Below are 20,824 nucleotides of genomic sequence, written 5' to 3' on the forward strand. Positions count from 1 at the left end.
GGGGACATGAAGCTTCGACTCGGCACGCGCGCGTCCCTTCTCGCCCGCACCCAGTCGGGCATGGTGGCCGATGCGCTCACCGAGCGCGCACGGGAGCGTGGGGTCGACCTCGAGGTCGAGCTGGTCGAGATCACGACTCATGGCGACATCTCACGTGGTTCGCTGGTGGGGCTGTCGGAGGTGGGTGTCTTCGTCGCCGCACTCCGCGAGGCCGTGCTCGACGGCACCTGCGACCTCGCGGTGCACTCCCTCAAGGACATGCCGACGCAGCTCCACCCGGAGCTCGAGCTCGCGGCCGTGTCCGCCCGCGAGGACGTGCGAGACGCGCTGTGCACCACCGGTCCAGGACTGCGCGACCTCCCGGAGGGTGCGGCGATCGGCACTGGCTCGCCGCGGCGCGGGGCCCAACTGCTGGCCGTACGGCCGGACCTTCGGGTCGAGCCGCTGCGCGGAAATGTGGACACCAGGCTGGGTCGTGTGGGGGCGGACCTCGACGGCGTCGTGCTGGCCGCTGCTGGCCTCGCGCGCCTCGGGCGCCTGGGCGAGGCCACCGAACTGATCGATCCGGAGGACATGATGCCGGCTCCGGGTCAGGGCGCGCTCGCGATCGAGATCCTGCCGACGGCGGATGCGCAGTGGGCGGACATCGTTCGCGCGCTTGACGACGTGGCCACGCGCGCCGCCGTCACGGCGGAGAGGTCGCTGCTGGGCGTGCTCGATGCGGGGTGCTCCGCGCCGATCGGCGCCTACGCGACGGTCGAGAGCGGGCAGCTGTCGCTCAGGGCACGGGTCGTGGACGTGGCCGGTACCCTCGCCCTCAACGAGTCGATGCGAGGACCGGCCAGTGAAGCTGCGTCGCTGGGACGCAGCACCGGGTGGACGTTGCTGGGGCGCGGAGCCGCCCGCCTGATGGGGAGGAACTGACATGGATCTCACAGCTCTACGAGGACGGCGCCTGCTGGTGCCGGTGACCGCACACCGTCGCCACTTGGCGCAGCGACTCGCCCAGGCCGGCGCCGTGGTCGAGGAGGCGGAGTTCATCGCGATCGCCCCCGCAGAGGACCAGGACGCTCTGGAGGAGGCGACGTTGGCGTGGTGCTCCGGCGACTACGACTGGCTCGCGGTGACGAGCCGCAACGCGCTGCGTGAGATGAACCGCATCGCATCCACGCGCGGCATGTCGCTCTCGGCACCGCTGCCGGAGGCGAAGGTCGCCACGGTCGGCGAGGCGACCCGGACAGTGTGCGAGAGCCTCGGTCTAGACGTGGCGCTGGTGCCCTCGGGGCGTCAGAACGCGCGCGGCATCGTCGAGGAGTTTCCCGAGGGGCCGGGCCGTGTGCTCGCGCCCCTGGGCAATCTGGCGGCCCCCGTGCTGCCGCGGGGCCTGGAGCGCAAGGGCTGGCAGGTGCACGGTGTCGAGGCCTACCGCACCATCGACGGTCCAGGCGTGGGTCGCGCGACGCGCGAGGAACTCGAGGCGGGGGAGTTCGACGCGGTGCTGCTGACGTCGGGTTCCGTGGCCGAGCGCTTCGCCGCGACCGTGCCGGATCTGCCCGAGCACACGATGGTGGTCGCGATCGGCGACATGACCGCAGCCTCGGCGCGTGCCGCGGGCCTGACGGTGAGTGCCGTCGCCACCGCGCCGTCCTATGACGGCATCGTCGCAGGACTGCTCGAGGCTCTCGATCCCGACGTCGCCGAGGCGTACGACGACGAGGACGCCGAGGACGCCCAGATCGAAGCGACCGAGACGGTTGCAGGCGAGGACGACGCCGCCCCTCACGCCGACGACGATGCGACGGACGCCGACGAGTCAGCAGCCGATGACCTTCCCGAGGACGACGGCAACCGATGAACGTTCCCCAGCCCGCGCGCAGGCCGCGCCGCTTGCGCACCACCCCGGCCATGCGCCGGCTGGTGCGCGAGACCCGCGTGGACCCCGCTCAGCTCGTGCTGCCGCTGTTCGTGCGCGAAGGCGCCGCCGAGGCGCGCCCCATCGCCTCCATGCCCGGCGTATGCCAGCACGCACTGGCAGGCATCGGCGCCGAGGTGCGTCGGGCGGCCGATGCGGGGATTGGCGGCGTGATGCTGTTCGCCATCCCCGAGACGCGCGATGCGACGGGCACTCAGGCATGCGCGGCGGACGGCATCCTCAATCGAGCGATCGCGGCGGCTGTCGAGGCCGCAGGCGACGACCTCGTGGTCATGGCAGACCTGTGCCTCGATGAGTTCACCGATCACGGCCACTGCGGGGTGATGGCGAGCGACGGCTCGGTCGACAACGACGCCACGCTCGAGGTCTACGCGCAGATGGCGCTGGCCCAGGCACATGCCGGGGCACACGTCCTGGGACTGAGCGGCATGATGGACGGCCAGGTCGCCGCGGTGCGCCACGCTCTCGACGGCGCCGGCCACACGTCCACCAGCGTGCTCGCGTACGCCGCGAAGTACGCCTCCGCTGCGTACGGACCCTTCCGTGACGCCGTCGAGAGCGACCTCCAGGGCGACCGGCGCGCATACCAGCTCGACCCGGCGAATGGTCGCGAGGGCATCCTCGAGGCCGCGCTCGACGAGGCCGAGGGCGCGGACATGCTGATGGTCAAGCCCGCCCTGCCGTATCTGGACGTGCTCGCCGACGTCGCTGCCGCATCGGCCGTCCCCGTCGCCGCGTACCACGTGTCCGGCGAGTACTCGCAGATCGAGGCCGCCGCCGAGCGCGGATGGATCGACCGGCGCGCCGCTCATCTGGAGGCGGTCACGTCGATCGCTCGCGCTGGCGGCGACATCATCCTGACCTACGCGGCGGTGGAACTCGCCGGCTGGCTGAGAGACGCGTGAGCGACCAGCGCCCCGCACCATCCCTGAGGAGCGAGCAGTGACCCAGTTCTCCGAGCGAGCCGCAGCGATTCTGCCCGGCGGCGTCAACTCACCTGTCCGCGCCTGGAATGGAGTCGGGGGAGAGCCGGTGCCGATCGCCTCCGCCCGTGGCGCGCGGGTGACCGATGCGGACGGACGCGAGTACGTCGACATGGTCGGGTCGTGGGGCCCCGCGATCCTGGGCCACGCGCACCCGACCGTGGTGCAAGCGGTCCAGGAAGCGGCAGCACGCGGGCTGTCGTTCGGCGCGACCACCGTGCGGGAGGTCGAGCTGGCCGAGGAGATCCGTGGTCGCTATGCCCCCGCCGAGCGGGTGAGGCTCGTGTCGACCGGCACCGAGGCCACGATGACCGCCATCCGCCTCGCGCGCGGTGCGACCGGCCGGAACACGATCGTGAAGTTCGCCGGCTGCTACCACGGCCACTCGGACTCGCTGCTGGTCGCCGCGGGCTCCGGGCTCGCGACCTCTGGCGTGCCCGACAGCGCTGGGGTCACGCGTGGCACTGCCGCCGACACCATCGTGCTTCCGTACGGCGACGAGGAGGCTCTGACCGACGCCTTCGCCGAGCACGGTCCGCGCATTGCCGCGGTGATCACCGAGGCAGCGCCGGCGAACATGGGCACCGTCACGCCACCGTTGGGCTTCAACCGCCTCATCGCGACGCTGTGCCGCAACGAGGGCGCGGTGTTCATCGTCGACGAGGTGTTGACAGGATTCCGGGCGGGACCTGCGGGGTACTGGGGCATCGAGCGCGATGCGGACCTCGCCTCGGGCGTCGACCCGTGGCAGCCGGACCTCGTGACCTTCGGCAAGGTCATCGGCGGCGGCATGCCCGTCGCGGCTCTGGGCGGTCGCGCCGATCTCATGGAGCAGCTTGCCCCGCTCGGCCCGGTGTACCAGGCCGGCACGCTGTCGGGGAACCCCGTGGCGGTCGCTGCCGGCCTCGCGACGATGCGCCTGCTCACTGACGATGTCTACGCGACCATCTCTCACACGGCCGACGCGCTGGCTGGGGGCGTCAGCGAGATCCTGGCCGAGGCGGGCGTCCGTCACGCGGTGGGCCGAGCGGGCACCCTGTTCTCGGTGTTCCTGGGACTGGGGGAGCCACCGGTGACCTTCGAGCAGGCCGCGCTTCAGGACACTGCGGCCTTCGCGCGCCTGTTCCACGCCCTCCACGACGCGGGCGTGCACATGCCGCCGAGCGCCTTCGAGACGTGGTTCGTGTCGTATTCGCATGGCGACGTCGAGATCGAGCACGTGCTCGACGCCGTGCGAGCGTGGGCGGCCTCGGAGCAGCCCTCAGCCTGACTTCTTGCTCCCTCGAGGGACATGAGTGCTGGATCGAGGCCGAAACCTGCACCCATGTCCCTCTAGCGCGCCGGGCCTGCGAGAAGATCACCTCACAACGGCCGCCCCTGTGAGGTGAGCAAGAGTTCTCGCCCCTTTCACATGGCGCGGAGCCGATAGAAACATCCCCTCCCTAGCGTGAGACGTGTCCGATGGAGCGCTGTGTCAGCGCGCCGCCGATTGTCTGGCGCGGACAACACTCGCAGCATCGCACCCTGGGGAGGGTTCATGACGATTCAAGACAAGACCGGCACGGCAGAGGTCGAGCCAGGCGTTGTCGGCCATGGCCGATGGATCGAGCACTGGACGCCAGAGGACGGGACGTTCTGGGAGGCCAAGGGCAAGGCCATCGCCTTCCGCAACCTGACGTTCTCGATCGTCGCGGAGCACATCGGCTTCTCGGTGTGGCTGCTCTGGTCGATCGTCGTGGTCAAGATGTACGGCACCTTCGACGAGTCGGGCGCGCTGGTGACCGCCGGGTCGAACGGGTGGGCGCTCACGGCGAGCCAAGGACTGACGCTGTTGGCGGTCGCCTCCGGTGTGGGAGCCTTCCTGCGCATCCCGTACACGTTCGCCGTGCCGATCTTCGGCGGGCGCAACTGGACGGTCGTCTCCGCCCTGCTGCTGCTCGTCCCCACCCTCGGCCTCGCGTGGGTCGTGGGCCGGCCGGACACCTCGTTCGGCGTGCTCGTGGCGATCGCCGCCACCGCAGGCTTCGGAGGCGGAAACTTCGCCTCGTCGATGGCGAACATCACCTTCTTCTACCCGGACAAGCAGAAGGGCTGGGCGCTGGGCCTGAACGCCGCGGGTGGCAACATCGGCGTCGCCGTGGCGCAGAAGCTGGTCCCATTCGTGATCGGAATCGGCGGTGTCGGCCTCGCCGCTGCGGGCCTCGTGTACGTCCCGCTCGCCCTCGCCGCCGCAGTGCTGGCGTTCCTCTACATGGACAATCTGCGCGAGGCGAAGGCGGATCCCAAGCCGACAGCCCGCGCCCTGCGTCACGGTCACACGTGGCTGATGGCGTTCCTCTACATCGGCACCTTCGGCTCGTTCATCGGCTACTCCGCGGCCTTCCCGACGCTCCTGTCCGTGGTCTTCGAGCGCACCGACATCGCTCTCGCGTGGGGCTTCATCGGGGCACTGGTGGGCTCGCTCGCGCGTCCCTATGGCGGCCGTCTGGCCGACAGGTTCGGGGGGTCGATCGTCACGATCATCGCGTTCGTCGCGATGGCGGCCGCCGGATATGCGGCGGTCGTCGGAGTGCAGCAGGAGAGCCTGGGGATGTTCTTCGCGAGCTTCATCGCCCTGTTCGCTCTCACCGGCATCGGCAACGGCTCGACCTACCGGATGATCCCGTCGATCTTCACCCGCCTGCGCGACACCCGAGGCGACGGCTCGGAGGCGTCCGCTCTGGACTTCAAGAGGCAGAGTGCCGGAGCGGTGGGCATCATCTCGTCGATCGGCGCCTTCGGCGGCTTCGCGATCCCGTTCGTCTACATGTGGTCCCGCGAGACCTTCGAGGGCTCCATCGTTCCCGCGCTGCAGATCTACGTGGTCGTGTTCCTTGTCATGGCGGCCCTGACGTGGGTGTTCTACCTGCGCAAGGGCTCGCCGATGGCGAACGTCTGATCGTGTCTGCTCCCGCCGAGTCGGCGTCGCCCGGGGCCACCGCGCCGGGCGACGCCGTCGCGACCCATTGCCCGTACTGTGCCCTCCAGTGCGCGCAGACTCTCACCCGGACTCCCGACGGCCGCCTGCCGGTCGAGGTGGACGGGCGCGAGTTCCCGACCAACCGAGGAGGGCTGTGCCAGAAGGGCTGGACGTCCGCCGAGGTGCTGCGGGCCGCGGACCGCGTGACCACACCGCTGATCCGCACGACCGACGGCGGCTTCCGCGAGGCCGAGTGGGCGGAGGCCCTCGACCTGGTGGCTGATCGCCTGACGACGCTGCAGGAGGCGCACGGCCGCGAGACGGTCGCCGTGTTCGGCGGTGGAGGGCTCACCAACGAGAAGGCGTACGCGCTCGGCAAGTTCACCCGCACCGTGCTGCGCACCCCGTACATCGACTACAACGGCCGGTTCTGCATGTCCTCCGCCGCGGCGGCGTCCAACCGAGCCTTCGGCATGGATCGGGGCCTGGGCTTCCCCCTCGCTGACCTCGGTGGCGCCGATGCGGTCCTCATCCTGGGCTCGAACATGGGGGTCACGATGCCTCCGTTCGTCCAGCACTTGGCCGGAGCGCGCGAGCGCGGCGGTCTGGTGGTGGTGGACCCGCGGGAGACGGTGACGGCGCGTCTGGCGAGCGACGGCCAGGGCATTCACCTCGCCCCCGTGCCCGGAACCGACATGGTGGTGCTGCTTGCGATCACCCACGTGGTGCTGGCCGAGGGGCTCGCCGACGTGGACTACCTCGAGGAACGCACCCACGGATTCGACGCCGTCCGGCGGTCGGTGGCGTCCTGGTGGCCTGAACGTGCGGAGACCGTCTGCGGCATCCCGGCAGACGAGCTGCGCCGCACCGCGCGCCTGCTGGCCGCCGCCTCGCCCTCGAAAGGCGGCCGTGGCGCCTACGTGCTCACCGGCCGCGGGGTCGAACAGATGACGCAGGGCACCGCGTGCGTGACCGCCGCGATCAATCTGTCCCTCGTCCTGGGCCTCGTGGGACGCGAGGGGTCCGGCTTCGGGCCCGTCACGGGACAGGGCAACGGCCAGGGCGGGCGTGAGCACGGCCAGAAGTCCGATCAGCTTCCGGGCTACCGGTCGATCTCCGATCCCGCGGCGCGCGCCCACGTGGCCGGCGTGTGGGGAGTCGCACCGGAGTCGCTGCCCGGCCCCGGCGTGCCAGCCGTGCGGCTCCTCGCGTCTCTGGGGCGAGAGGGCGGACCCCGAGCACTGCTCGTGCACGGCAGCAACGTGGTCGTCTCTGCACCGAACGCCGATGCCGTCCGCGAGTCCCTCTCCAGGCTCGATCTGCTCGTCGTGTGCGACATGGTGCCGTCCGAGACCGCGCTGCTCGCCGACGTGATCCTGCCGGTCACGCAGTGGGCCGAAGAGGACGGGACCATGACCAACCTCGAGGGTCGGGTGCTGCGGCGCCGCAAGGCCGTCGACGCTCCGGGCAGCGCTCGCTCCGAACTGTGGATCCTGGGCGAGCTCGCCCGTCGCCTGGGCGTGAGCGAGGGCTTTCCCGACGACCCGCGGGCGGTCTTCGCAGAGCTTGCGCGGGCATCGGCCGGGGGCGTCGCCGACTACTCGGGCATCGACTACGACCGCCTCGACGCGGGCGAGCAGATCCAGTGGCCGTGCCCGTCGGCGGACCATCCGGGCACACCACGAGTGTTCCTCGAGGGATTTCCCACCCCGGACGGCAGGGCGCGGATGACGGCCGTGGATCACCACGCACCTGACGACGACGTGCGCGCCGACGCGCCGACGTACCTCGTCACGGGCCGCGTGCTCCAGCACTATCAGTCGGGCGCGCAGACCCGTCGCGTCCCCGAGCTCTCCGCCGCTCAGCCCGAGCCCTTCGTCGAGGTGCACCCGCTGCTCGCCGAGCGCATCGGCCTGACCGAAGGCGAGGACGCGGTGCTGACGACCGCACGCGGCACGGCCACGGTGAGCGTGCGCCTCACCGAGTCCGTCCGACCGGACACGGTGTTCATGGCCTTCCACTGGGCGGGCGCGGGCAGCGCGAATCGCCTCACGAACGACGCCACCGACCCCATCAGCGGCATGCCCGAGTTCAAGGTCACCGCCGTCGCCATTGCTCCTGCCCGCGTTCCCGTGGAGGTGACTGCGCCATGAAGGTGGTGGTGATCGGCCACGGCATGGTCGGCTCGCGGTTCGTCGACGACCTTGTCGGACGCGACCCCCACGCCGAGGTCACGGTGCTCGGCAAGGAGCGCCACGAGCCCTACAACCGCGTGCTGCTGTCGAGCGTCGTGAGCGGTCGCACCGAGCCCGGCTCCCTCGCGCTCCCCAGTGCGCCGACCGCCAGGGTGAGGGTGCTCCGCGGCGTCTCGGCCGCCTCGATCGACCGCGACGCTCGCGAGGTCGTGGACTCCGCGGGCGAACATCACCCGTACGAGCGACTGGTCCTCGCGACCGGCTCTCAGGCACGCGTGCCGGGGATCCAGGGCGTCGCCAACGACCGTGGGCTCCTGCCGGGAGTGAGCGTCCTCAAGGATCTCGACGACGCGCACCGCATCCTTGCGGGCATCCCGCAAGCACGTCGAGCGGTGGTGCTCGGCGCCGGCGTTCTCGGCCTCGAGGTCGCGACCGGCCTTGCGTCGCAAGGCCTGGCCGTCACTCTCGTGCACCATCACGGCAGGCTCATGGAGCGCCAGCTCGGCGAGGCCGCCGCACAGGTGACCACGGGTTCGCTGCGCAAGCTCGGCGTCACGGTCATCACCGAGACATCTGTGGCCCACGCCCTGGACCGTCGGGGCGCACTCAGCGCCGTGAGGCTCACCGACGGCACCGAGATGCTCACCGACATGCTCGTCATGTGCGCCGGCACCATTCCCGACACCGCACTGGCGCGTGCCGCAGGGCTGCCGTGCGAGCGTGGGGTCGTCGTGGGCGCCGACCTCGCCTCGCCGGCCGATGCGCGGGTCTTCGCGATCGGCGACTGCGCCCAGCCGCCCGAAGGCGGCACCGGGCTGGTGGCGCAGGGATGGGAGCAGGCGACGCGTCTGGTCGATTCCTGGGCGAGCACCGGCACCAGTGGCGCCGATGCTCCACCTGAGGAGAGGGACGCTGACGGCCTCGACCCCACGAACGTGGTGCGGGTCAAGGCCGCCGGACTCGACGTGGTCACCATGGGGCTGTCGGGCAAGTTCGAGCACGGCGAGCGCGAGCTGCGCGCCGTGCGCATGAGCGACCCCGCGATCGGCCGGTTCGTCGAGGTGGTGGTCTCGCACGGGCTGCTGGTCGGCGCGACGGTCGTGGGGGACAAGCAGGCGGCCTCCGAGCTGAGCGCGATGTACACACGGATGCTGCCGGTGCCTGCCGACCCCGCGCACCTCATCATCAGGCCGCTCGCGGGTGCGGCCCGCCCGGCCGCGACGGCGGTGGCAGACATGGGCGACGACCACACGGTGTGCCAATGCAACTCCGTCTCGAAGGGCCGCATCGTGGCGGCGGTGGGCGACGGCTGCGCCAGCGTCGACGACGTGGCCAAGGCCACCCGCGCCGGCACCGGATGCGGCGACTGCCGCTCCGTGGTGGCCGCGCTGATCGCCGTCAGCGCCTCCGAGAACCCCGGCTCGCCGAGCCATGACGACGAGATGTCGGCCCCCGCGCTCGCGGGTGCCTGAGAGAAGGAAGATCATGACGGAGACGCAAAGAATCGTCGTCGTGGGCGGCGGTATGGTCGCGCACCGGTTCACGGAGGCGCTGCGCGCACGGGATGCCGACGGGCGGTTCGCCGTCACGGTGCTCGCCGAGGAGCCGAGAGCGCCGTACGACCGGGTCGCCCTCACCACCTACTTCACGGGTCGACACCCCGAGGACCTCGAACTCGGTGACCGGGCGCTGTGGGATGACCCCCTGGTGTGCCTGGAGCGGGATGCCCGCGTCGACACGGTGGACCGCGATGCCAAGGTGGTGACGGACCGCCATGGCCGCGAGCACCCGTACGACCACCTGGTGCTCGCGACCGGCTCGTACGCCTGGACGCCGCCCACGGAGGGCGCCCACCTGCCCGGGGTGTTCGTCTACCGCACCATTGACGATGTCGCCGCTCTGCGCACGTACGTCGAGCACCGCGCGCAGGAACTCGGGCGTCCGGTGCGCGGCGCGGTGATCGGCGGTGGGCTGCTGGGGCTCGAGGCCGCAGGAGCGCTCCAGGAGCTCGGGGCGACCAGCACGGTGGTGCAGTTCTCGGACCGACTCATGAACCTGCAGGTGGACGAGGGCGGCGGCCACGCGCTGCAGCGCCTCATCGAACGGCTCGGCGTCACGGTGCGCTGCTCGACCAAGACGCAGGCCATCAAGCCCGACCGCGCGGGCCGCGCGGGCCGACTGGTGTTCGAGGGAGGCGGCGAGCAGCGGGTCGACGTCGTGATCTTCGCCACCGGCGTGCGGCCGCGTGACGAGCTCGCGCGTGCCGCAGGGCTCGCGATGGGCGAGCGCGGCGGTGTGGTGGTCGACGACACGTGCCTGACCGAGGACCTGGCCATCAGTGCGATCGGCGAGGTCGCCTGCATCCAGGGCGCGTGCATCGGGCTCATCGCTCCGGGCAATGCCATGGCGGAGATCGCGGTGGACCGGCTGCTCGGCGGCGACTCCACGTTCCCTGGTGCGGACACCGCCGCGAAGCTCAAGCTGCTGGGCGTCGACGTGGCGTCATTCGGCGACGCATTCGCCACCACCCCGGGTGCGCTCGAGCTGGTCTACGCCGATCCGGTGGCGGGCGTCTACAAGAAGCTCGTGCTGACCGACGACGCACGCACGCTGCTGGGCGGGATCCTGGTCGGGGATGCGTCGGCGTACGCCTCGCTCCGCCCCATGGTGGGATCCGAGCTCGGCGGCGATCCGGGCGGCTGGCTGCTGCCCGAGGGCGCCGTCGAGCGCCCGAACGTCGAACTGCCCGACGACGCGTCCGTGTGCTCGTGCAACAACGTCAGCGCGGGCGCGATCCGCTGCGCCGTGACGGACGAGGGCTGCACCGACGTCGCGGGAGTGAAGGCCTGCACCAAGGCGGGGACGTCGTGCGGCTCCTGCCTCCCGCTCGTGAAGAAGATCGTCGGCGCCGAACTCGAGAAGTCCGGCATCGAGATCTCGAATGCCGTGTGCGAGCACGTCGACATGTCGCGGGCGCAGCTCTTCAGCGCCGTCCAGGTGAGCGGTCTGCGCACCTTCTCCGAGATCATCGAGCGGTTTGGGACTGGCCGTGGCTGCGACCTGTGCAAGCCGGTGATCGGGTCGATCCTCGCGACGCTGTACAACGAGCATGTGCTCGCGGCGGACCGGGCGGCGCTCCAGGACACCAACGACCGCGTGATGGCGAACATGCAGAAGGACGGCACCTACTCGGTGGTCCCGCGCGTGCCGGGAGGAGAGATCCTGCCCGAGCACCTGATCCTGCTCGGCGAGATCGCCAAGGACTACGGGCTCTACACGAAGATCACCGGCGGCCAGCGGATCGACCTGTTCGGTGCGCGTCTCGAGCAGCTGCCCAGCATCTGGAAGCGCCTGGTCGACGCGGGCATGGAATCCGGGCACGCCTATGGCAAGTCGTTGCGCACGGTGAAGTCGTGCGTGGGCTCGGCCTGGTGCCGGTACGGAGTGCAGGACTCGGTGGGGCTCGCGATCGCCCTCGAGCTGCGGTACCGCGGGCTCCGGAGCCCGCACAAGATCAAGCTGGGAGTGTCCGGCTGTGCACGCGAGTGCGCCGAGGCGCGTGGCAAGGATGTGGGCGTGATCGCCACGGACAACGGTTGGAACATCTACGTCGGCGGCAACGGGGGGTTCACCCCCCGGCACGCGCAGCTGCTGGTCGAGGACGTCGACGACGATGCGGTGTTCCGGATCATCGATCGCTATCTGATGCTGTACGTCCGCACTGCGGACCGACTGCAGCGCACCGCGCCCTGGCAGGAGGAGTACGAGGGCGGCCTCGATGCCATCCGCGACGTCGTGGTGAACGACTCGCTCGGCATCTGCGACGATCTCGACGCGCACATGGCGCGCCACATCGATTCCTACGAGGACGAGTGGGCGGCCGTGCTGAAGGACCCGGAGCGGCTGCGCCAGTTCAGCTCCTTCGTCAACGCGCCAGAAGAGCCCGACCCGTCTCTCGCCTACGTCGAGGAGCGCGGCCAGCGCCGGCCCGCCACGGACTCCGAGCGCGGTGGCGGCGCCGTCCTCATCGCTCCCGCGACGCTCGAGGTCCGCTCATGACCGGCGCTTCCGTGAACCACCCGACCACCGCATCGGCCGGGCGGACGCGCGGCTCCGCCACGACTCGCGTCCCGATCTGCGATGTGGACAGGCTCACGCCGGACCTCGGGGTGGCCGCTCTCGTGGACGGACACCAGGTGGCGATCTTCCGGCTCGCCGACGGAAGCGTCCACGCCGTGCAGAATGTGTGCCCCTTCTCGGGAGCTGCCGTGATGTCGCGGGGCATCACAGGCGACCGCGGGGGAGTGCCCACCATCGCGTCGCCGCTCTACAAGCAGGTGTTCTCCCTGGTGGACGGCACGTGTCTGGCCACGATGGACAAGGCGCCGCGCCCCGGGCGCGCGGCGGACTTGGTCGTCTACCCCGTCACCGTCGACAATGGCCAGGTGTACATCGACCTGGCAGGTGACGAGTGACGGCACTCTTCGGACTCGATCTCAAGGACAAGCCGATCCTGATCGTGGGCGGCGGCTCCGTCGCGTCCCGGCGCGTCCGACGGTTCGTCGCCGAGGGTGCGCGCGTCACGGTGGTCGCGCCTCACGTCTCGCAGGACATCGAGCGGCATGCCGGCCACGGCGACATCGTCGTGCACCGGCGCGGCGTCGCACCCATGGATCTTGACGGTGCGTGGTTCGTGCTCGCCGCGACGGACGACCCGGTCCTCAACGACGCCGTCGCGCAGTGGGCGCACGAGCGTCAGATCTGGTGCATCGACGCGTCCGACGCCTCCAAGGGAACTGCTCGGCAGGCGGCGATGTCGAAGCACGGCGACCTCGGCGTCGGAGTGATCTCTCTCGGCGCCCCTGATCCTGGACGGATTCGCGCGGTGCGCGATGCGGTCGCCGCGCATCTGGACGGCGGCGAGGTCGATCTGCGCCGCCGCCGGCCAGGTTCCGGCCGGGTCATCCTGGTCGGCTCCGGCCCCGGCGACCCCGGCCTCATCACGGTCCGCGGACGCCAGGCCCTGTCGGAGGCCGACGTCGTGGTCACTGACCGCCTGGGCACCGCCGAGCTGCTGGTCACCGTGCCATACGACGTCGAGGTCGTGAACGTCGGAAAGTCCCCCGACCGCCACCCGGTGCCGCAGCGGGAGATCAACAGCCTGCTGGTGGGCCGAGCGCTCGAAGGCAAGACGGTGGTGCGTCTCAAAGGCGGCGACCCGTATCTGTTCGGCCGCGGGGGCGAGGAGGTCCACGCCTGCATCGAGGCGGGGGTGGACGTCGAGGTGGTGCCGGGAATCACGTCCGCCTTCGCGGTGCCCGCCCGCGCCGGGATTCCCGTGACCCAAAGAGGGGTCTCCACGTCCGTGCTGGTCACGACCGGTCACGCGGGGGCCGATCCCGCCTCGATCGCGGCCATGGCCGCCGGCGCCACTGTGGTGATCCTCATGGGTGTGACGGCGCTGCCCGAGATCGTCAGGGCCGCCGTCGCCGGCGGGTGCGATCCGGAGACGCCGGTGGCGATCGTCGAGAATGGCACCACCGTTCACGAGCGGGTCACTCACGGCGTCATGGCAGATATCGTTCGTCGTGCGGACGAAACGGACGTGAAACCTCCAGCCATTATCGTCGTGGGACAGGTGAGTCAGCCGGGCCTGTTGGCGAGCGCCGTGGCAGCGACGCCTGAGCTGTGAACGGGGGAGCCGTGAGTCACGTGGGGGAACCGCTCGCAGGGTGCGCGATGGTCATCACCGCGGACCGTCGCAAGCGCGAGTTCGCATCGGCGCTCGAGCGCCGTGGCGCGACCGTCCACCACGCCCCGGCGCTCAGCACGATCTCGCACCTGGACGACGAGCAGCTCATCGCGGACTCGCGCGCGCTCATCGCCGCGCCCCCGGACGTCGTCGTGGCCACCACCGGCATCGGGTTCCGTGGCTGGATCGAGGCGGCCGACGCCGCCGGGATCGCGGAAGAGCTTCTCGACTGCATGCGCGACGCACGGCTCATCGCCCGCGGCCCCAAGGCCAGGGGCGCCATTCAGGCGGCCGGGCTCGAGGCGGACTGGGTCGCGGAGTCGGAGACCGCGGCCGAGCTGCAGGGCTACCTGCTCGCAGAGGGCGTGGCGGGCCTGCGGATCGCAGTGCAGCACCACGGCAACGGCTCGGATGGTCTGGATGAGGCATTCGAGGCGGCCGGGGCGGACGTCCAGTCCCTGCTCATCTACGGCTGGGGGCCGCCGCTCGACCCCGCCGCCCATCTGCGCTGGATCGACGGCGCTGCAGCCGGGCACGCCGATGCGGTGCTGTTCACGTCTGCTCCTGGCTCTCACGCCTGGCTCACGGATGTGCGGCGGGCGGGTCTGTTCGACGCGATCAGCGGACGGGTCCACTCGGGTGACCTGCTGCTGGCGGGCGTCGGTCCGGTGACCGCCGCGCCGCTGGAGGGCGCGGGGCTGCCTACCTGCTTTCCGGATCGCTGGCGGCTTGGTGCGCTCGTGCGCGAGCTCGTCAAGCACTACGGCGAGGCGACGGAGGCCGTCGCGACGCCCGACGGGCCGTTGGTGATGCGTGCCACCGCGGCCGTTCTCGACGGCGAGGTGCTGCCTCTGACGCCCACGGGGCTCGAGATCCTGCGTGCGCTCGCGAATGCCAGAGGCAACGTGCTCACGCGGGACCAGCTCGGAGAGCTGCTGCCGGGGGCGCAGGCCGGGCCGCATGCGGTCGAGGCCGCGATCAATCGACTGCGTGAGAACGCGGGCAGCCGCTCGCTGGTGCGCACTGTCGTCAAGAGGGGCTACGCATTGGGGGTGAGCGCCACATGAGCGCAATTCTGATCGGGTGTGCCCACGGCACACGCGCAGACGAGGGACAGCAGACCGTGCGAGAACTGCTCGACGCGGTGCGCGAGACGATGGGCGTGGAGGTCCGCGAGGCGTACGTCGACGTGCAGGACCCCAAGATCGATCATGTCATCGCGGGCGTCGAGCCTGGCGATGGCGTGTCCGCGGTGGTGGTGCCGATCCTGCTCGCCGGCGGCTACCACGTCTACGTCGACATCGCCGAGGCCGTCGAGGGCCGCACGGACGTCCGCTCCGTGGGGGCGCTCGGGCCCGACCCGCGTCTGCTCGAGATCGTGCGCGAACGTCTCGACGACCAGGGCGTGCCGCACGACGCCACCGTGGTGCTCGCGGCGGCCGGGTCATCCGACCCGCGCTCGCAGGCGGACACCGAGCGGGCGGCCGAGATGCTGCGCGAACACTGGGACGGGCCGGTGCGCATCGGCTTCGCGGCGGGCACCAAGCCGTCCGTGACCGATGCGGTGGCATCGGCCCGCGAGAACGGCGAGGATGGCGTCGTGGCCGTCGCCTCGTACCTCCTCGCTCCCGGACTGTTCCAGCGCCGCCTTCACGACGCGGGCGCGGACTTCGTCACGGAGCCGCTTGCGCCGCACCACTTCCTGCTCGAGATCATCGCGGACCGCTTCCATGACGCGCTCAGCGCCTGATCGGTACTCCCGCCAGCGAGGACTCTCGGGCTTCGGCGAAGCCGGTCAGCGCGCGCTCGCGGGCGCCTCGGTCGCGATCGTGGGTGTCGGCGGGCTGGGGTGCCCGGCCGCGCAGTACCTGGCGGCCGCCGGCGTGGGACACCTCACGCTCATCGATGCGGATCACGTCTCGCTCACCAACCTGCACCGGCAGATCCTCTATGGTCCCGACGACGTGGGGCGTCCGAAGGTGCACGCGGCCGTGCGCCCGCTGCGCCTGCTCGCTCCGGGGCTCGACCTCCACCCGGTGGTGCGCCGGCTGGAGGCGAGCAACGCCGCCGCGCTGCTCGCGGGTCACGACGCCATCGTCGACAGCACGGACACCTTCTCGTCACGCCTGGCGGTGGCCGATGCCGCGGAGGCGCTGGGGATTCCCGTGGCCTGGGGCGCGGTGCAGGGCTGGCACGGCCAGGTGACCGTGTTCTCTGGGCCAGCGCGGATGCGCGACCTGTTCCCCGTGGAGCCCCCAGAGCCGCTCGACGCGTGCGAGGGCGGTGCGGTGCTCGGCACCCTGTGCGGTCAGGTGGGCGCGGCGATGGCGACCGAGGCGCTCAAGCTGGCGAGCGGCGCGGGCACGTCGCTGGCAGGGATCCTCGCGATGGTCGATGCGCGCACCGGGCGCTGGCGCGAGATCCCACTGTCGCCGGTGACGCCCAGGCGAGAGGCAGCGAGTGCGGGAGCTTGAAGCTCACGTCGCGCGGGCGCTCGCGCTCGTCGCGCCGCTCCCCGGTGAGGCGCACTCTCTCGCCAGTGCGCTGGGTCTGACGGCGGCCCGCGACCACGTCGCGCGCCACGCGAGTCCGCCCTTCGATAACTCGGCGATGGACGGATACGCGGTGCGTGCCTCGGATGTGCAGGGCGCGACTCACGCGTCTCCGGTGGTGCTGCCCGTCGCCGGGGAGACGGCGGCAGGGGCACCGCCCGGCGTGGTCCGTGCAGGGCACGCGTGGCGGATCATGACGGGCGCCCCCATGCCGGACGGAGCAGACGCCGTGGTCCCGGTGGAGTCGACGGACGGCGGTCTCACCGAGGCCGCGGTGACCGCCTCGGTTGACGAGGGTCGCCACGTGCGTCGCGCGGGTGAGGACGCCCGCCCGGGAGACGTCATCGTCCATGCCGGACGCCGCTTCACCGCCGCGAGGCTGGGGGCCCTCGCGGCAGTGGGCGTCGAGACCGTCGACGCGGTGCGAACGCCACGGGTCGCGGTCATCGCGACCGGTGACGAACTGGTGGACGTGGGCGATGACCTCGCATCCGGCCAGATCCACGACTCCAACTCGGTGCTGCTCGCCGGACTCCTGCGGGAGGCGGGCGCCAAGCCCATCGTGATGGCGCGGGTGGGCGACCGTCCCGCGGAGCTGCTCGCGCGCATGACGGCAGTCGACGCCGACCTCGTGGTGACCACGGGCGGCGTGAGCGTAGGCGCCTTCGACGTCGTGAAGGAGGCGCTCGCCGCCCGCGGAGTGGAGTTCGTCCGGGTCGCGATGCAGCCCGGCAAGCCGCAAGGACTCGGGACCGTGGACGGCACCCCGACGGTGTGCCTGCCGGGCAACCCTGTCAGCGTGCTGGTGAGCTTCGCCGCCATCGTGGCGCCGATGCTCCGGCGGCTGCGCGGCGACGGAGACGGGGGCCTGGACTGGGGAGGCCGCGCGACCGAGACCGCGGTGGTGGGCGACGGGTGGGCCGTGCCGCCGGGGCGCCGACAGTTCATGCCTGTGCGCTTCACCGACGTCGGCACCGTGGTCCCGGCGACGCTTGGCGGCTCCGGGTCACACCTCATCGCTGGGCTCGCGGCGGCCGAGGCGCTTGCCGACGTTCCGGCCGGTACCGAGCGCGTGGCACCGGGGGATACGGTGAGCCTCATGAGGTGGAGCGGATGAGCGAGTTCACGCACCTGGACGGCAGCGGGCACGCCCGGATGGTCGACGTGACGCAGAAGGAGCCGACGGTGCGACGCGCCACGGCGGAGGCGTTCGTCGCGTGCGCCGCCCCGGTGGTCGCGGCGCTGCGCGACGGCTCGGTTCCCAAGGGCGACGTGCTGGCCGTGGCGCGCGTCGCCGGCATCGCGGCGGCCAAGCGCACGCCAGAGCTGCTCCCGCTCGCGCACGTGATCGGCGTCCACGGAGTGGCAGTGGACGTGACGGTCGAGGAGGAGGGGGTGCGGATCGTGGCGGCAGTCTCGACGGCCGACCGTACCGGAGTCGAGATGGAGGCGCTCACGGCCGCCTCGATCGCCGCGCTGAACGTGGTCGACATGGTCAAGGGGCTCGACAAGGCCACGTCGATCCGTGACGTGCGGCTGCTGTCGAAGCAGGGTGGCAAGTCGGGAGGGTGGACACGCCCGTGACCACCACTGGCGCGATCATCCTCACCGGGGGCGGTGCGCGCAGACTCGGCGGCGTCGACAAGGCGTCCGTCCGCGTGGGCGAGGCAACGCTCCTGGAGCACGCGCTCGCCGCGGCCGCTCGCTGCGCACCCGTCGTCATCGTGGGGCCCGTCGCCCCCGGCCACCCCGATGTGGTCTTCACGCGAGAGGACCCGCCCGGCGGCGGCCCGGTCGCCGCGATCGCCGCGGGGTTCGGCGTGATGACGGACGACTCGTCTCGCGTGCTGGTGCTCGCATGCGACATGCCGCACGCCCACGAGGCGGTGCCCGCGCTGCTGGAAGCGTTGGAGGGGCCGGGTGCCGACGGGGTCGACGGTGCCTGGGCGACCGACCGCGACTCCCGTGCTCAGCCGTTGCTCGCCGTCTACCGGCGTGAGTCGCTGACGCGAGCGCTCGCAGCCCTGGGCGACCCCCACGGCGCCTCGATGCGTGCCCTCGCGTCGCCGCTCGTCATGCGCACCGTGCCGGTGGGCGGCGCGGCGCGCGACGCCGACACCTGGGATGATGTGATGGCACTGCGAGAGGAGTGGCGATGACCACCAGCCAACTGGACGCGTGGGTGGCCGCGCTGTCGGAGGAGCTCGACCTCGACCTCACCGATGTCGATGTCGAACTGCTGCTCGACGTCGCGCGAGACGCCGCTCACTCGGTGACCAGGCCTGCCGCGCCCCTCACCACCTTCCTGGTGGGATACGCGGTCGGCCGTGGCGGCATGACCGCAGCCGAGGCATCGGCGACGGCCGCGGCGTTCGCACGTCGGTGGACCGAGGAGATGCCCGGCTGATGGTGACCGTGCGGTTGTTCGCGGCCGCCGCCGAGGCGGCCGGTGTCGACGAGAGCCAGGTGTCAGCGACGACAGTGGGGGAGGTGCGCGCTCAGCTCCTCGACGCTCACGGTGCGGGGCTCGAGGCGGTGCTGCGCCAGTGCGCCGTCGTGGTGGCGGGGCACCGGCGCGCGGACGATGCCACGATCCCCGCGGGCGCGACCGTGGACGTGCTGCCACCCTTCGCCGGCGGGTGATCCGTGCACGCCCGCTGATCCCGGACGGCAGCTAGGACTCGTACACCGCGACGGGGGGGATGTCGAAGGCGATCGCGGCACCCGGCAGCAGTCCCGCGGCTGCGGCCGGATCGAGATCCGCCATCAGACGTTCTCCATGGACGCGCACCACATCGCCCCGGGGCTCGATCGTGCGGACCACGTCCGCGATCCCGCCGGACCGAGCGAGGGACACGGCGCGCGGGCGCAGCGCCGCCATGGCACGGCGACCCTCCGGCAGGTGCGGCGCGAGCGAGGGCACGTGCATGCCGCCGTCCGTCACGAGGGTCCCGTCCGCCCCGACGGCACCGGTGAGCAGCAGCATTCCCGCCATGCGCGCGGTGAACGCGGTTCTGGGGCGGGTGAGCACGTCGGCGACGGTGCCGCGTTCCATCACCGAGCCGCGGTCCAGGACCGCGACGTCGTGTGCGAGCAGGTGAACGTCGAGCGGGTCGTGGGTGGTGATGATCACCGTGAGGTCAGTGGCGAAGGACGCAACGAAGGAGCGGAGCTGAGAGGCCGCTTCCACATCGATCCCGGCAAAGGGCTCGTCGAGCGCGAGCACCTCCGGCGCCGATGCCAGGGCGCGTGCGATCGCCACCTGACGGTGCTGACCGCCCGAGAGGAGCGCGGGCCTCCTGTCCCTCAATGCGGAGAGCCCCAGCCTGTCGAGCCAATGCGCGGCCTGAGCGCGCGCATCGGCCCGCGGCGAGCCCTGCGACCGAGGGCCGAACGCGACGTTGTCCAGCACGGTCATGGTGGGGAACAGATCCGCGCCTTGGGTGACGAGGCCGACCCGGCGCTCGCGGGGACTCAGCCAGACGGGACGCGCCGCGTCGAGGTCGTGCAGCACGCGCGTTCCGGAGGTGACCGCCCCGGACTCGGGTCGCACCAGGCCCGCGATGGCGGCGAGCAGAGTGGACTTGCCCGAGCCGTTGGGGCCCAGGAGCGCGAGTGTGCGGCCCGCCTCCACCGAGATCGCGGCGTCCACACCCCGTGCGGGGGCGACCACGCGCGCCGTGAGCATCAGCGATCACTCCGCACGGTGGGCCGGTACGCGACGGCGACCACGACCACGGCCACGGTCACCAGCAGGATCGCAAGTGCGATCGCGGCATCCGCATCGGTCTCCCGACGCAGGTAGATCTCCAGCGGCAGCGTGCGTGTCACACCCGGCAGGCTGCCGGCGAAGGTGAGCGTAGCGCCGAACTCTCCGAGCGCCCGCGCGAAGGTCAATACAGTGCCGGTGACCAGCGCCGGTCGCAAGGCCGGCAGGGTGACGCGCCACAGCGTCGTCGATCTGCTGGCGCCCAGCGTGGCCGCGAGCGACTCGTGATGGCCCGACCGTGCGGACACCGCCGACTCGACGGTCAGCACCATGAACGGCATGGCGACGAACGTCTGGGCGAGCACGACTGCGGCGGTCGAGAAGGCGAGGTCCAGCCCGGCGTCCGCGAGCGGACCGCCGATGAGGCCGCGGCGGCCAAAGGCGTACAGCAGCGCCAGACCTCCTACGACGGGCGGGAGCACCAACGGCGCGAGCACCAGCGCGCGCACGGCGGGGCGGAGCCGAGATCGCCATGTGGCGAGCGCGTAGCCGAGCGGCACGCCCAGCAGGATGCACAGCACCGTGGACAGCGCGGCCGTGCGGAGGCTGAGCGAGAGAGCCTCGAGGGCGGGGGGTGAGGTGAGGAGGGTGGGGAGGCGCGCCCAGTCCAGCCGCAGGGTCGTCGCGAGCAGCGGAAGCGCCACCACGGCGGACGAGACGATGGCGAGGGGAATCATCCAT

At 71.5% G+C, this 20,824-nt stretch carries 20 protein-coding genes; 18 read left to right on the forward strand and 2 right to left on the reverse strand.

The genetic code is table 11. The features are described from left to right. Nucleotides 1-6: 6 nt before the first annotated feature. From hemC to AOP72_RS04555, 18 genes are all read left to right on the forward strand, one after another. A complete protein-coding gene (gene hemC, locus AOP72_RS04470) occupies nt 7-924 on the forward strand; it encodes a hydroxymethylbilane synthase (protein ID WP_062132958.1) in 918 nt (305 codons plus the stop codon). A gap of 1 nt (nt 925) precedes the next feature. After that, nucleotides 926-1,855 carry a uroporphyrinogen-III synthase gene (locus tag AOP72_RS04475; protein ID WP_062132961.1) on the forward strand — a complete coding sequence of 310 codons (930 nt, stop codon included), beginning with the start codon at nt 926-928 and terminating at the stop codon, nt 1,853-1,855. After that, nucleotides 1,852-2,838, forward strand: coding sequence for a porphobilinogen synthase (gene hemB, locus AOP72_RS04480; protein WP_062132964.1), 987 nt, complete (start codon nt 1,852-1,854; stop codon nt 2,836-2,838). Before AOP72_RS04475 ends, hemB begins: the two co-directional genes overlap by 4 nt. 37 nt (nt 2,839-2,875) lie before the next feature. Beyond that, nucleotides 2,876-4,186, forward strand: a complete 1,311-nt coding sequence (gene hemL / locus AOP72_RS04485; RefSeq protein ID WP_062132967.1) for a glutamate-1-semialdehyde 2,1-aminomutase — start codon at nt 2,876-2,878, stop codon at nt 4,184-4,186. A gap of 267 nt (nt 4,187-4,453) precedes the next feature. After that, nucleotides 4,454-5,854 carry an MFS transporter gene (locus AOP72_RS04490; protein WP_062132970.1) on the forward strand — a complete coding sequence of 467 codons (1,401 nt, stop codon included), beginning with the start codon at nt 4,454-4,456 and terminating at the stop codon, nt 5,852-5,854. Between the two features lie 2 nt (nt 5,855-5,856). Further along, the gene (locus tag AOP72_RS04495) at nt 5,857-8,028 is read left to right on the forward strand and encodes a molybdopterin oxidoreductase family protein (RefSeq protein WP_062132974.1); all 2,172 of its coding nucleotides are present in this window, start codon (nt 5,857-5,859) and stop codon (nt 8,026-8,028) included. Next, nucleotides 8,025-9,542, forward strand: coding sequence for an FAD-dependent oxidoreductase (locus AOP72_RS04500; protein WP_084631272.1), 1,518 nt, complete (start codon nt 8,025-8,027; stop codon nt 9,540-9,542). The genes AOP72_RS04495 and AOP72_RS04500 overlap by 4 nt, the downstream gene beginning before the upstream one ends. Before the next feature lie 13 nt (nt 9,543-9,555). Further along, nucleotides 9,556-12,129 carry a nitrite reductase large subunit NirB gene (nirB, locus tag AOP72_RS04505; RefSeq protein WP_062132978.1) on the forward strand — a complete coding sequence of 858 codons (2,574 nt, stop codon included), beginning with the start codon at nt 9,556-9,558 and terminating at the stop codon, nt 12,127-12,129. Further along, nucleotides 12,126-12,545, forward strand: a complete 420-nt coding sequence (gene nirD, locus AOP72_RS04510; protein WP_084631274.1) for a nitrite reductase small subunit NirD — start codon at nt 12,126-12,128, stop codon at nt 12,543-12,545. Before nirB ends, nirD begins: the two co-directional genes overlap by 4 nt. Next, nucleotides 12,542-13,762: a uroporphyrinogen-III C-methyltransferase gene (cobA, locus tag AOP72_RS04515; protein ID WP_062132981.1), complete on the forward strand. Its 1,221-nt coding sequence runs from the start codon at nt 12,542-12,544 to the stop codon at nt 13,760-13,762. The genes nirD and cobA overlap by 4 nt, the downstream gene beginning before the upstream one ends. 20 nt (nt 13,763-13,782) lie before the next feature. Next, the gene (locus AOP72_RS04520) at nt 13,783-14,889 is read left to right on the forward strand and encodes a uroporphyrinogen-III synthase (protein WP_369345474.1); all 1,107 of its coding nucleotides are present in this window, start codon (nt 13,783-13,785) and stop codon (nt 14,887-14,889) included. Continuing rightward, nucleotides 14,886-15,572, forward strand: a complete 687-nt coding sequence (locus tag AOP72_RS04525) for a sirohydrochlorin chelatase (RefSeq protein ID WP_062132986.1) — start codon at nt 14,886-14,888, stop codon at nt 15,570-15,572. Before AOP72_RS04520 ends, AOP72_RS04525 begins: the two co-directional genes overlap by 4 nt. Next, nucleotides 15,553-16,296: a HesA/MoeB/ThiF family protein gene (locus tag AOP72_RS04530; protein WP_062132989.1), complete on the forward strand. Its 744-nt coding sequence runs from the start codon at nt 15,553-15,555 to the stop codon at nt 16,294-16,296. The genes AOP72_RS04525 and AOP72_RS04530 overlap by 20 nt, the downstream gene beginning before the upstream one ends. After that, nucleotides 16,283-17,491, forward strand: coding sequence for a molybdopterin molybdotransferase MoeA (locus AOP72_RS04535; RefSeq protein WP_062132991.1), 1,209 nt, complete (start codon nt 16,283-16,285; stop codon nt 17,489-17,491). The genes AOP72_RS04530 and AOP72_RS04535 overlap by 14 nt, the downstream gene beginning before the upstream one ends. Continuing rightward, nucleotides 17,488-17,958, forward strand: coding sequence for a cyclic pyranopterin monophosphate synthase MoaC (gene moaC / locus AOP72_RS04540; RefSeq protein WP_062132994.1), 471 nt, complete (start codon nt 17,488-17,490; stop codon nt 17,956-17,958). The genes AOP72_RS04535 and moaC overlap by 4 nt, the downstream gene beginning before the upstream one ends. Further along, entirely contained in the window at nt 17,955-18,533 is a 579-nt protein-coding gene (gene mobA, locus AOP72_RS04545; RefSeq protein ID WP_062136848.1) for a molybdenum cofactor guanylyltransferase, read from the forward strand. Before moaC ends, mobA begins: the two co-directional genes overlap by 4 nt. Continuing rightward, a complete protein-coding gene (locus tag AOP72_RS04550; protein WP_062132997.1) occupies nt 18,530-18,781 on the forward strand; it encodes a DUF6457 domain-containing protein in 252 nt (83 codons plus the stop codon). The genes mobA and AOP72_RS04550 overlap by 4 nt, the downstream gene beginning before the upstream one ends. Then, nucleotides 18,781-19,017, forward strand: coding sequence for a MoaD/ThiS family protein (locus AOP72_RS04555; protein ID WP_062133001.1), 237 nt, complete (start codon nt 18,781-18,783; stop codon nt 19,015-19,017). Before AOP72_RS04550 ends, AOP72_RS04555 begins: the two co-directional genes overlap by 1 nt. A gap of 31 nt (nt 19,018-19,048) precedes the next feature. Here the strand turns inward: AOP72_RS04555 and AOP72_RS04560 are convergent, their stop codons facing one another. Together AOP72_RS04560 and AOP72_RS04565 are read right to left on the reverse strand one after the other, a co-directional pair. Continuing rightward, nucleotides 19,049-20,062: a sulfate/molybdate ABC transporter ATP-binding protein gene (locus AOP72_RS04560; RefSeq protein WP_084631276.1), complete on the reverse strand. Its 1,014-nt coding sequence runs from the start codon at nt 20,060-20,062 to the stop codon at nt 19,049-19,051. Next, a complete protein-coding gene (locus AOP72_RS04565; RefSeq protein WP_369345469.1) occupies nt 20,062-20,820 on the reverse strand; it encodes an ABC transporter permease in 759 nt (252 codons plus the stop codon). The genes AOP72_RS04560 and AOP72_RS04565 overlap by 1 nt, the downstream gene beginning before the upstream one ends. Nucleotides 20,821-20,824: the final 4 nt, after the last annotated feature.

Origin of the sequence: Demequina aestuarii (assembly GCF_000975095.1) — a bacterium.
Lineage (GTDB): Bacteria > Actinomycetota > Actinomycetes > Actinomycetales > Demequinaceae > Demequina > Demequina aestuarii.

Coding starts and splice junctions, on each gene's coding strand:
- moaC (WP_062132994.1), top strand. CDS start 17,488: ATGAGCGAGTTCACGCACCTGGACGGCAGCGGGCACGCCCGGATGGTC.
- AOP72_RS04530 (WP_062132989.1), top strand. CDS start 15,553: ATGACGCGCTCAGCGCCTGATCGGTACTCCCGCCAGCGAGGACTCTCG.
- AOP72_RS04560 (WP_084631276.1), bottom strand. CDS start 20,062: ATGCTCACGGCGCGCGTGGTCGCCCCCGCACGGGGTGTGGACGCCGCG.
- AOP72_RS04525 (WP_062132986.1), top strand. CDS start 14,886: ATGAGCGCAATTCTGATCGGGTGTGCCCACGGCACACGCGCAGACGAG.
- hemB (WP_062132964.1), top strand. CDS start 1,852: ATGAACGTTCCCCAGCCCGCGCGCAGGCCGCGCCGCTTGCGCACCACC.
- AOP72_RS04565 (WP_369345469.1), bottom strand. CDS start 20,820: ATGATTCCCCTCGCCATCGTCTCGTCCGCCGTGGTGGCGCTTCCGCTG.
- nirD (WP_084631274.1), top strand. CDS start 12,126: ATGACCGGCGCTTCCGTGAACCACCCGACCACCGCATCGGCCGGGCGG.
- AOP72_RS04475 (WP_062132961.1), top strand. CDS start 926: ATGGATCTCACAGCTCTACGAGGACGGCGCCTGCTGGTGCCGGTGACC.
- AOP72_RS04500 (WP_084631272.1), top strand. CDS start 8,025: ATGAAGGTGGTGGTGATCGGCCACGGCATGGTCGGCTCGCGGTTCGTC.
- hemC (WP_062132958.1), top strand. CDS start 7: ATGAAGCTTCGACTCGGCACGCGCGCGTCCCTTCTCGCCCGCACCCAG.
- nirB (WP_062132978.1), top strand. CDS start 9,556: ATGACGGAGACGCAAAGAATCGTCGTCGTGGGCGGCGGTATGGTCGCG.
- AOP72_RS04490 (WP_062132970.1), top strand. CDS start 4,454: ATGACGATTCAAGACAAGACCGGCACGGCAGAGGTCGAGCCAGGCGTT.
- AOP72_RS04555 (WP_062133001.1), top strand. CDS start 18,781: ATGGTGACCGTGCGGTTGTTCGCGGCCGCCGCCGAGGCGGCCGGTGTC.
- AOP72_RS04550 (WP_062132997.1), top strand. CDS start 18,530: ATGACCACCAGCCAACTGGACGCGTGGGTGGCCGCGCTGTCGGAGGAG.